This is a genomic window from Mesorhizobium sp. M1A.T.Ca.IN.004.03.1.1 (assembly GCF_003997555.1).
In the GTDB taxonomy this organism is placed as follows: Bacteria; Pseudomonadota; Alphaproteobacteria; order Rhizobiales; family Rhizobiaceae; genus Mesorhizobium.
The window spans coordinates 99,420-109,079 of the sequence record NZ_RZTV01000010.1 but is presented as its reverse complement, the minus strand read 5'-3'; the positions used below and the strand labels follow the sequence as shown (position 1 = coordinate 109,079).

The 9,660-nt window shown below is 59.8% G+C and carries 12 protein-coding genes; 5 read left to right on the top strand and 7 right to left on the bottom strand.

Going from position 1 to position 9,660, the window contains the following annotated elements; genetic code table 11:
• Window positions 1–29: 29 nt before the first annotated feature.
• Together EOD29_RS25155 and EOD29_RS25150 are read left to right on the top strand one after the other, a co-directional pair.
• Complete coding sequence (locus tag EOD29_RS25155) at window positions 30–347, top strand: hypothetical protein (RefSeq protein WP_127248227.1); 318 nt, start codon at window positions 30–32, stop codon at window positions 345–347.
• Window positions 348–545: 198 nt separating this feature from the next.
• Window positions 546–863 (top strand): hypothetical protein, encoded by a 318-nt coding sequence (locus tag EOD29_RS25150; RefSeq protein WP_127248227.1) that lies wholly within the window; start codon window positions 546–548, stop codon window positions 861–863.
• Window positions 864–894: 31 nt separating this feature from the next.
• Here EOD29_RS25150 and EOD29_RS25145 read toward each other — a convergent pair whose 3' ends face one another.
• Window positions 895–1,167 carry a hypothetical protein gene (locus tag EOD29_RS25145; RefSeq protein WP_127248226.1) on the bottom strand — a complete coding sequence of 91 codons (273 nt, stop codon included), beginning with the start codon at window positions 1,165–1,167 and terminating at the stop codon, window positions 895–897.
• A 47-nt stretch (window positions 1,168–1,214) separates the two neighbouring features.
• Window positions 1,215–2,267 carry a hypothetical protein gene (locus tag EOD29_RS25140; RefSeq protein ID WP_127248225.1) on the bottom strand — a complete coding sequence of 351 codons (1,053 nt, stop codon included), beginning with the start codon at window positions 2,265–2,267 and terminating at the stop codon, window positions 1,215–1,217.
• A gap of 328 nt (window positions 2,268–2,595) precedes the next feature.
• Between EOD29_RS25140 and EOD29_RS25135 the strand changes: the two genes are divergently transcribed.
• Window positions 2,596–5,640: a hypothetical protein gene (locus EOD29_RS25135; protein ID WP_206520493.1), complete on the top strand. Its 3,045-nt coding sequence runs from the start codon at window positions 2,596–2,598 to the stop codon at window positions 5,638–5,640.
• A gap of 300 nt (window positions 5,641–5,940) precedes the next feature.
• On the top strand, window positions 5,941–6,885 hold the full coding sequence (locus EOD29_RS25130) for a hypothetical protein (RefSeq protein ID WP_164763831.1): 945 nt from the start codon (window positions 5,941–5,943) through the stop codon (window positions 6,883–6,885).
• On the opposite strand, the gene EOD29_RS25125 is transcribed toward EOD29_RS25130, so the two are convergent.
• A complete protein-coding gene (locus EOD29_RS25125; protein WP_127248224.1) occupies window positions 6,820–7,068 on the bottom strand; it encodes a hypothetical protein in 249 nt (82 codons plus the stop codon). The two genes, EOD29_RS25130 and EOD29_RS25125, sit on opposite strands and share 66 nt — an antisense overlap.
• Window positions 7,069–7,562: 494 nt before the next feature.
• Here EOD29_RS25125 and EOD29_RS25120 point away from each other — a divergent pair, with 494 nt between their 5' ends.
• Entirely contained in the window at window positions 7,563–7,763 is a 201-nt protein-coding gene (locus EOD29_RS25120) for a DUF1059 domain-containing protein (RefSeq protein WP_348630445.1), read from the top strand.
• 9 nt (window positions 7,764–7,772) lie between these two features.
• On the opposite strand, the gene EOD29_RS25115 is transcribed toward EOD29_RS25120, so the two are convergent.
• Genes EOD29_RS25115 through EOD29_RS25100 form a run of 4 tightly spaced genes read right to left on the bottom strand, consistent with a single transcriptional unit; the run spans window position 7,773 to window position 8,853 of the window.
• Window positions 7,773–8,060 (bottom strand): hypothetical protein, encoded by a 288-nt coding sequence (locus EOD29_RS25115; protein WP_245475420.1) that lies wholly within the window; start codon window positions 8,058–8,060, stop codon window positions 7,773–7,775.
• Window positions 8,061–8,106: 46 nt separating this feature from the next.
• Window positions 8,107–8,310: a hypothetical protein gene (locus EOD29_RS25110; protein ID WP_127248221.1), complete on the bottom strand. Its 204-nt coding sequence runs from the start codon at window positions 8,308–8,310 to the stop codon at window positions 8,107–8,109.
• Complete coding sequence (locus EOD29_RS25105; RefSeq protein WP_127248220.1) at window positions 8,307–8,501, bottom strand: DUF3606 domain-containing protein; 195 nt, start codon at window positions 8,499–8,501, stop codon at window positions 8,307–8,309. The genes EOD29_RS25110 and EOD29_RS25105 overlap by 4 nt, the downstream gene beginning before the upstream one ends.
• 46 nt (window positions 8,502–8,547) lie before the next feature.
• The gene (locus tag EOD29_RS25100; RefSeq protein ID WP_127248219.1) at window positions 8,548–8,853 is read right to left on the bottom strand and encodes a hypothetical protein; all 306 of its coding nucleotides are present in this window, start codon (window positions 8,851–8,853) and stop codon (window positions 8,548–8,550) included.
• Window positions 8,854–9,660: the final 807 nt, after the last annotated feature.

Here is a 9,660-nt window from a genome sequence, read left to right as displayed (position 1 = left end):
GGTGCCGCCTTGTGCGGCTGGAGGCCTTGATGCACGACCTTCTAGACTTCCTCGGCATCAAGGCGCCCGTTCTCATTGCCGGGCTGTCCGGCGGCATCCTGCGCGCGCTGTCGCGTCACCGGTACAAGCTGCGGGAGATGTTCGCCTCACCGGTTTGCGGGGCGCTGGCGGCAGCCTATCTGACCCTGCCAGTGGTCAGATACTTCCGGGCAACAGGCCTGCCGATGCCCGAAGATGATACTACGACGCTTGCTGCCGCCTTCCTCATCGGAGTTTCGGCGATGTGGATTTCGGACATCGTGTTCGAGTTGATTGTGCGGAAACTCAGGGTGGCGACAGACGAATAATTCGGGGGCGTCGGCGTGCCTCTAGACTCCGCTAAGGCGTTTGAAAAATCTCGCCTTGGTCCTCCTCAGGCGTGCACAGCCGGCAAGTGCCAGGTGGATCTTCATAAACTCCGCAACTCCCACCAGTCCGAATAATGACCCTTCTGACAGCAGCACCCTCATCGGCAGCGGTGCCGCCTTGTGCGGCTGGAGGCCTTGATGCACGACCTTCTAGACTTCCTCGGCATCAAGGCGCCCGTTCTCATTGCCGGGCTGTCCGGCGGCATCCTGCGCGCGCTGTCGCGTCACCGGTACAAGCTGCGGGAGATGTTCGCCTCACCGGTTTGCGGGGCGCTGGCGGCAGCCTATCTGACCCTGCCAGTGGTCAGATACTTCCGGGCAACAGGCCTGCCGATGCCCGAAGATGATACTACGACGCTTGCTGCCGCCTTCCTCATCGGAGTTTCGGCGATGTGGATTTCGGACATCGTGTTCGAGTTGATTGTGCGGAAACTCAGGGTGGCGACAGACGAATAATTCGGGGGCGTCGGCGTGCCTCTAGACTCCGCTAAGGCGTTTGAAAAATCTCGCCTTGGTCCTCCTCAGGCGTGCACAGCCGGCAAGTGCCAGGTGGATCTTCATAAACTCCGCAACTCCCACCAGTCCGAATAATGACCCTTCTGACAGCAGCACCCTCATCGGCAGCAAGAACTGCTATCCCCTTAAGGTCACCAACGTCCTTCCCGTTGTTAGCAGTGGAAATCACCATTTTCGCAAAAGCATCCAGCGCTTTGGCGAAGGTATCATGTGCTTTGGTCAGCGCTTCGCGGCTTTCGTTCATCTAACCCTCCTACATCAACGTTATTCATGCACACCGGCACAATGAGACTATCCCGGCGGATTCATGTGCTCGAACATGTAGTAAAATCGGTAGTGCCCGAAATCTCCTCCGTCGTCAGTCCCTGTAAGATCCACGAATTTACTATAGGTGATTATTTGGGGGTTTCCGGGACGCTGGTAGGACTGGGGTGGTCGAAACTCCGCAATCTCTTGCCACGGTACGAAAATTGACTGCGGCGTGTAAGGGTCATCGCCAATGCCAAAGATCCCGTCTAACACGAGCCCGACCGCAAGACCGATACCTTCCTGATACCATGTCTGATTTGCTATCGCGTCGGCGGGCGCTCCGACGAGACCACCCAACAGTGCGGCCCCACCCTGGATGATTTTCTGGGCAACTTCCTGGGATATCTCTTCAACATCACCGGAGTCGTTCTCAATTAAAGTTGCCCCGATCGTAACGTTGACCAGCGGACCCTCGTAGAGAAGGACAGCGCTAGATACTACCCGCGTGCCTGGCGGGCCCATGTTGAATGTATTGTTGCCACCTGGCACGATCACAACGTTTGGAAGTGCTGCTCGACCCGGCGCGTGACAGAAAACGGTGCCATATACTTCATCTTCAGATTCCTGGCGAACGCCGCATTCCAGTCCCGTCCACCAGACACGGCACCAATCAGTGGGCACGGTCTCAGGGACACCATTGATGTATCTAATAAAGCCGGATCTGAAATCTGCCCGGAATCCATCGCCAACACGCTTCACATCGATCGAATCGCCGATCGGCAAACCTACGACGGACAGGTGACCACCCTCAGCTGCCCATCGATCCTTTATGATTTGTGTGGCGTTATACAGTGCGATATCGAAGTAAGGCGGCGTATACGGATGAATTTGTTGGCCATCGACGCTGTGAGCAGAAAGTTTGCCCCCGTCGGCGAGCACCTTTTTTACCTCTTCAGTAATCCCCATTCGATTGACCAGCCGTCGAAATCTCCTCTCGCCCTTGTCGTTCACTAAGATTGAGCCATCCTTGGCGGCCGTGAGAACCCCTGCCGCAAATGCCTTACGAACAAGCTCACTTCTATCGGTTACAAGCATGACAACACCTCCCTCCTGCGTATTCGGCATAGAAAAGGCACCCTCTTCAGCAAATTTGCCGAAGAGGCATCGATGCAATTCGAATCTAAGTCTCGGTAGGCTGTCAGAAAATCGCGGATTTGCCCCATAAAACAAGGCGAGTCAGCTAAATAAGAGGCCTAGCAATCTCTCTCCAGGCACCCTTTACACTATATATTTAGCACTTACTAATTGATCGTAACACAGTCGTGATCGGTTGGCAAAGGTTTGCTGGGGGACCAACCGAAGTCTGCGAGGGACTCCTCAAGCGGCTTAGAATTTCGCATTTGCCGCCGCCATCCTGTCCGCCATGGCAAAGGCTGACAAGCGCACCCCGGATCAGCAGAAGCAGGGCGCGGCTCTTCGTGAAGAGGGGTCGAAGTGGCTTGCGCGCGTCGAGGCAGCCGGAAAGCTCGAAAAGCAGTGGATGGACGACGCCGAAAAGGCGGTGAAAGCCTACACTGGCGAAACCAAGTCGGATGACCTGAGCACGTCTGCCACGCTCGGCAACACCTACGACTTCAACATCCTTTTCGCCAACGTCGAGACCATCGTTCCGGCGATCATCAACAGCCCGCCGGCTCCCGATATTCGCCGCCGCTTCGCCGACGAGGATCCAGCCGCCAAGGACGTCGCCGAGCTGATCGAGCGCGCCATTCGCACGCAGATCGACGATTCCAAGCTTCAGGCCGAGATGGAAGGTCAGGCACAGGACGGCTTTCTTGCCGGTCGCGGCATCGTCCGGCTGCGCTTCAAGAGCGACTTCATCAAGGACGAGACAACGAATGCAGAGCTTGAACGGGCGAGCAACGCCGCTGACCGAGGAGCAGGTGCTGATGCTCCAACGGCTGGCGACGATACTGAAGGCAGGGATGACTATTCAGCGCCATCTAACGGGCCTGCTGCGGTCGGCCAGGGCGAGCGCCTTGCCAACGAGTGCATCGAGTTCGAAGCGGTAAGCTGGCGTGACTATAGGCACGGCCCGGCCAAGCGCTGGAAGGATCGGCCGTGGGACGCATTTCGCTTCGTAGTGCAGCGCGAAGATGAGGCGGCGGTATTCGACGCCGACTTGATCAGCATACAGACCAACGACCAGGAGAAGAGAGACCGCGGCGAAAGCGATAGCGACCTGACCGGCTGGGAAATCTGGGACAAGGGCAGCCGCAAGGTCATTTTCATCGACGACAATGGCGTGGTGCTGAAGAAGGTCGACGACCCGCTTGGCCTGACAGATTTCTTCTGCATCCCGGCGCCCGTGCAGCCGATCGAACTCACCGGCCGACTGATGCCGGTCAATCCTTTTTCGATCTACAGCAAGCTCGCCGACGAACTGGACCTGACGACCAAGCGCATCCGCATCATCACCAACCACATGAAGGTCAAAGGCTGGTATCCAGGTGATGCCGGCGATATCGCCAACATGCTTGCGGCCGAGGATGCCGAGTTCGTGCCGATCGGCAATGCGGATATCTGGGCAGCCAATGGAGGCCTTTCCGGTGCGGTCGCCTTCTGGCCGGTCGAGAAATTCATTGCAGTTCTGCGGGAGCTCTACGGTGCTCGCGAGCAGACCAAGCAGGCCATTTACGAGATTACCGGCATTTCGGACATCGTGCGCGGCGCCTCGCAGGCAAGCGAAACCGCCACGGCGCAGAACATCAAGACGCAATGGGGCTCGCTGCGCATCCAGAAGATGCAGCGCATGATGGAGCGCTGCGCGCGCGACATCTTCGTGATGATGTCGGAAATCATCCCGGCCAAATTCTCGCACGAAACGCTGCAGCAGATGACCGGCGTGCAGATCCTGCCCACGCAGCAAGACTTGACACCCATTCAGCCGCCGCCAGCACCGCCACCCGGCGCTCAGGTGCCACCTGAGCAGCAAAAGCAGCGTCAGGAGGCCATGCAGGCGGCTGAGCAGGCCGAACAGCAGCGGCAGGCCAAGCTGGCCAAGCTGCAGGCAATCCAGCAGCTCCTGACCCAGCGGCTATCGATCATGTACCGGATCGACGTCGAAAGCGATTCGACGGTCAAGGCCGATCTGACCAGGCAGAAGGCGGAAGCCGCCGAGTTCATGCAGGCGGCTGGCACCTATTGGGCCGCTGTCGGTCCGCTCATCCAAGGCGGCGAGCTGTCCAAGGAAGTCGCGGTTGAAATCTTCGCCGCGAACTCGCGTCTCTTCAACCTCGGCAAGTCGGTCGAGGACGTTCTGGAAAAGATGGTGACCGATGCCAAGGCGCAAGCCGGCCAGCCTCCGCAGCCAACTGCCGAACAACAAAAAGCTCAGGCGGACGCGAAGGCGCGAGAGGCGGACACGGCGGCAAAAGCTGCTGATGCGAAAATCAAGCAAGACGCGGCTGCGCAGGACATGCAGTTCAAGCGCGAGCAGCACGACATGACGATGGCCGAGAAGCGCCTTGACCTTCAGGCCAAGCGTCAGGCCGCGCGCCTCGACCAGAACCAAGTCCTGCTCGCCAATGGCATCGTGCCGCCGCCAGATCCCGAGCAGATCGACGGCCAGGCGGTGCTGAAGGAGATGGCCGCGCAGCGCGACCAATTCGGCCAGCTAAACGCGGCGAAGTCGCCGGAAGAAGCTCAGCGCCTCATGAACAACGCCTGGAAGTTCGCCGGCTACAATCGGCCGGGCGGCGAGGCCGCGCGCCGCATTTCCATGGCCAATTCCTTCGCATCGCGCTTCGCCGGCTCGGAAGCGGCACCGGTGCAGGCCGCGAGCCTTGAACCGGGCGCGGGAGTGTCCGCTGCATTGAGCAAGCGCCCGCTGCCGCAGGAGTACGCCAGCAAGGGCATCACGCAAGACCAGTGGGACAGGATGAACGCACCGGACGGCCCGGCGGCGGTCGTTCAGCCGGTTCAGTCGCCGCGCGCGACCGCGCCGGCCGCGGTGCAGACAAGCCAGGCCGCGCCAGTGCAGGTCGCTGGCGGCCCATCGGTGCAACAGCTCCTGCAGGCCTCGCAGGATCCTAGGCTGTCTGAGCAGCAGCGCGGCGTCGTCAACCTGATGCTGAAGCAGAAGCTCGACGAGGCCAACCCTTCAAATCAGCTCGAACTGGAAAAGAACCGGCTGGAAGTCGAAAAGCTACGCAACCCGCAAATGACGCCAGCCGAGAAGGCGCGGCTCGATCTGGATCAGCAGAGGTTCGATGCCGAGAAGAACAAGCCGATCGAGGTTGGCGGCGTCCTGGTCGAGGCTAAGGCTTCGCTCGACGACAAGCTGGCTCGCATCCGGCAGATGGTCGAGGCGATCAAGGCGGGTGGTTCTGGCACCCTTCCGGCCGGGAATGCAGGTACCGGCGGCGGTACCACCAGCAACGGCTTGAAGTGGAGCATTGAACCCTGATGGCTACGCTCAACATCAACGGCCGCAAGGTCAATGTCGACGACGCCTTTCTGTCGATGACGACAGACCAGCAGAACGCGGCGGTCGAGGAAATCGCCAAGTCGCTGCCGTCGCTTGGCTCGCCGACGAACCGCCAAGGCTCACCAGCAGTAGACGCGGCTGCCGCTCGCGCTCAGGCCGGCATGGCGCTGGCGCAGAGGGTGCAGGGGATGTCACCCGAGGAAAAGCGAGCAGTCGTCGGCATTGACCCGACGACTTTGCAGCCAGCCGGTGTGCCTGCTTATCCAGCGCGTTCGCTCGATGCTGGACTATGTTCCGACGCCTCAAGAGATCGAGCAGGCCCGTGCGACCGGCCAGCCTGTTCCAGGCGGCCTGATTACCGATGCCGAGACGCTGCTGAACGCCAGGCACGCCGTCGACGATCTGCTGGAAAGCGTGAAAGGCACGAATGAGCGAAATGCTCTGACGACCGCGCGTCAGGCGATCGACGACGAGCTTTCGTCTACAGTGCCGGGCATCAAGGAAGTCGATGCGAAATACGCTGAGCTGGCGAGGCAGAAGGAAGCCGTTCAGCGCGGCCAGACGGTGCTTTCCAGCGGCCGGGAAGCGCCACGGCCCGACGAACTCGCCGACGAAGTCAGGCAGGGCGCATTGCCGCAGGGTTTGCAGGTCGGTCCCTCGGCCGTGCCGCTTCGCTTGCGTGAAGGTGCTCGCGCCGAGATTGAGCGCATCGTTGGCACCAAGGCGAACGACCGCGTCGCGCTGCAGCAGATCATCAAGGGCGAAGGCGACTGGAACCGTGCTCGCCTTTCCGCACTGTTCGGTGACGACAAGGCCAAGGCCATCATCGATCTGCTCGACCGGGAAAGGCTGTTCAACGACACGTCGAACATCGTCACGCGCAATTCCGAGACGGCGGCTCGCATTGCGGCCAGGGATGCGATCGACGGCGGTAACAGCGGCGGGTTCGGGGTGCGCGAAGGCTTCATTGCCGGCGGCGCCCGTGGTGCGGCCCGAGCTGCGGGAACCCGCGCCGTCGAAGGTGTTGTTGATGCGCTTCGCAACGGCGGGAACGAGAAAGCGATATCGGATATGGCGCGAAGTCTGACGGGCGGCCCGCAACAGAGCGCTGTGCTCGATGCGCTTATGCGCGCCGGCCAGGGCTCACGCCTTCAGCAGTCACAGATCGATCGAGTGGCGCGCGCGCTGCTGCTCGGCGGAGGGAATGTCGCCAACCGCCCGTGAGAGGCGGTCTTTGCGGTCTTCATAAAACCAGACCAAGAGAACGACTACGGCGCCCGTCATGACGCCCAAGGCGTAGTCCACCGACATCAGGTGGAAGAACCAGTCCAACCCTTGGTGCAGGACGGCCAGGATGGCGATGGTGATCACCGCTGCGATTAGCTGAAGGGTCGTGGTGCGCGACATGGCGCGGAAGATAGTGCGAAACCTGACTGAGGAAAAGGGCAGCGTCAGTTAGACCGGCGGCCGACGCATACGGTTGGGGGGATTGGGGTACATGAAAGCGTCGGCCGCCAGCTTTGGGCGGGGGCGCGCCATCATCGGCGCACAGTCAGGTTAGGCGCGATTGGAACGCCTTCAATCACAATGCCTGCTCATGGTGAACAAGCAGTTACTTTCCACAGCGTCGTCGGCGACGTGAGGGAGAAAAAGGTCCGCCGGGCGAAGCCCCCAAGCCTCAAGCCCGGCGAAGTTACGTCCTGATCCCCATCAGGAGGCCGGTGGAGGAGTACCGGCAATCTCTTCAGTGCAAGACCGGTGCCAGCATTCCCGTCCTGAAACGAGACCCACGGAGACCAGATGCGTCTAGCAGCCTTCTGGTGCTTTTTGTACGGACCGCGAATGGCGGTAGGGCCAGTTGACAAAAACTGCGCCCGGTCGCTCCATTACGTGTTCCTAAAATGGAGGCAGCGATGGCGTACACGTATCGGTGCAAGGATTACCCAGGAATGGAAGCCTGTCCGGGGAGCTTTACGGCTGAAACTGCGGAAGAGGTAATGAAACACGTCGAGCTTCACGCCAAGTCTGCGCATGGCGAAGACCCCAGCCAATGGTCCAAAGAGGATCGGCAACAGCTACAAGCGATGATGATTGCGAGCTAGGCCCGTTTCTTATAGGGGCTGCGAAACGTCGGCTTGGAGCGAGGCGCCGCGGTATTGCGCCCACAGCCGGTCGCAGTCCCATTTCCTCAGGCTTGGCGTTCCGGGCAACCCATAGAGAACCATCGCGCCACGCACGTCATATGCAAGCACCGACGCATTGGCGACGAACTGGATAGCGCGCCCTAAGCTGATCGGACCGATCCGGGCTTCAATTTTGCTGGTGAGGTCGATCACTCCGAAGATTTCCGCGTCCGCGCCTCTACCGGCCAGAACAGCCGTCGAGAGCGCATCGTCCAACGCAAGGAGCATCGCGTAAGTCCCCGTAGTAGCAGCGCTAGGCAACTTACATGCGCGACATTTGTTCCGGTCCCAGTTCAAGTGGCTCATGTTCCGGCTGCTCGTGCCAGGCGACCTGTCGCAGATCCCGTTTATCGACCCGCTGTCCGCAGATCTTGCAGGTGTAGAAATGATCGCCCTCGTCGGCGGGCTCACCGCCGAATCGCTCACCTGGCTTGCTCAGAGGAGGGATGTCCGAAAGCTTGGTCAATTTTGTTGTTCGCCCAGCGACTTCGCCTCGCGCTCCAGCGTCTCGCGGTCATTGCCGTGTTTGGTGATCAATTCACGAACCTCTGGGATAGTGAGTTGGAACTTGCTGGCTAGATAGCCGACCTCATATTCCTCGTCTCCTGATACCCGGTTGCGGTCTCGATTATCGGTCTTGCTCTTGTCGTCTGCCATGGCTGTTCCTCCTGGTACGAAACCCCAGCAGCAAAGGAATGTTCCTTCACGTCGCCTTGTCGACAAGAGGCCTCTTCCGCGTCGGCGGCCTGTAGGCTGTGACCAGACGAAGGGTATCCGCGTTGACCGTTACCGGGACGCCAAGGTTAACCGTCACCAAGTCCCCGTCGATATGGGTGACGTCGCCGACAAGCTCGATAGGCTGGCCTTTCTTCACCTTCGATGTCCTGTCGATGATCGAATGCGGAAAGCCATACGAAGGGATCGAGACGCTTATCCGATCATCTGTGACGCGCCTGCGGACTGTCGCGTCGATGGCGACTTCGTCGCCGATGCTGAAGCCCTTAGCCATGAAATGACTCTGGCGCGGCCTGCGGCTTCGTCAAGCCGTCGCTAATATTCGCAGTCGTTAATGGAACCAGAGGATTGCGCTGCGGATTGTAGCAGCGACCGCACTCCGGCTTTTCTCCATCATCTAGGTGCGGCTGCTCTACTCCTTGAGCAACAGAGGGGGCCCGTCGCAACCTAGTCTGCCTTATGCGACTTGCTAAGTGCCCGGCCTGGAATCTGTCCCCCCAAAATCCAACGCCGCCATGTCCTCCCAGCGGCGGGCTTTCTTATGCATCCTTAGCTGTTCGAAGCCTCGAAATCGACCGCCACAAAGCGTCTTCTTCGGTGACGCCATCCTGAAATAGGTTGATCACATCCCGTGCCAGCGCGTCTCGTTGCTCTCTATCCTTGAAGGCTAGCCTGCGCTCGGCGCACAGCCGGTCGAATACCCGCTGGAGCATGTCCAAATCAGCGGGCCGATAGACACCACTGCAGTGCGACGTTGACATAGCCCGCCGCCCTCGGCGCGGCATTGGCACTATCTCACAAAACCGGATTGAACGCGAAGAAAACCGTGTGCCATTGTGGAACGAATTAGCGGGTTAGTGGTTAGCGATACGTGGTCGATTTCCTTCAGGAAATGTAGCCGCCTCAGGGAACAAAGCCCGTCGCTTACGCTAATTTGCTGCGACGGGCTTTCATTATTAAGTCTTAGAAAATGTTAATGTCAGTCGCTGCAAGGACGGCGCATAATGCGCGTCTGTCTCGCTATACGGGATAAGAGCCCGGCCTGTATGCCCAAGTCCCCCAAAATCCCCCAACAGGCCGG

Excerpts from the sequence above, each read along its gene's own strand:
- EOD29_RS25125 (WP_127248224.1), bottom strand. The coding sequence starts at position 7,068 with ATGTCGCGCACCACGACCCTTCAGCTAATCGCAGCGGTGATCACCATC.
- EOD29_RS25150 (WP_127248227.1), top strand. The coding sequence starts at position 546 with ATGCACGACCTTCTAGACTTCCTCGGCATCAAGGCGCCCGTTCTCATT.
- EOD29_RS25145 (WP_127248226.1), bottom strand. The coding sequence starts at position 1,167 with ATGAACGAAAGCCGCGAAGCGCTGACCAAAGCACATGATACCTTCGCC.
- EOD29_RS25105 (WP_127248220.1), bottom strand. The coding sequence starts at position 8,501 with ATGGCAGACGACAAGAGCAAGACCGATAATCGAGACCGCAACCGGGTA.
- EOD29_RS25135 (WP_206520493.1), top strand. The coding sequence starts at position 2,596 with ATGGCAAAGGCTGACAAGCGCACCCCGGATCAGCAGAAGCAGGGCGCG.
- EOD29_RS25120 (WP_348630445.1), top strand. The coding sequence starts at position 7,563 with ATGGAGGCAGCGATGGCGTACACGTATCGGTGCAAGGATTACCCAGGA.
- EOD29_RS25155 (WP_127248227.1), top strand. The coding sequence starts at position 30 with ATGCACGACCTTCTAGACTTCCTCGGCATCAAGGCGCCCGTTCTCATT.
- EOD29_RS25130 (WP_164763831.1), top strand. The coding sequence starts at position 5,941 with ATGCTGGACTATGTTCCGACGCCTCAAGAGATCGAGCAGGCCCGTGCG.
- EOD29_RS25100 (WP_127248219.1), bottom strand. The coding sequence starts at position 8,853 with ATGGCTAAGGGCTTCAGCATCGGCGACGAAGTCGCCATCGACGCGACA.
- EOD29_RS25140 (WP_127248225.1), bottom strand. The coding sequence starts at position 2,267 with ATGCTTGTAACCGATAGAAGTGAGCTTGTTCGTAAGGCATTTGCGGCA.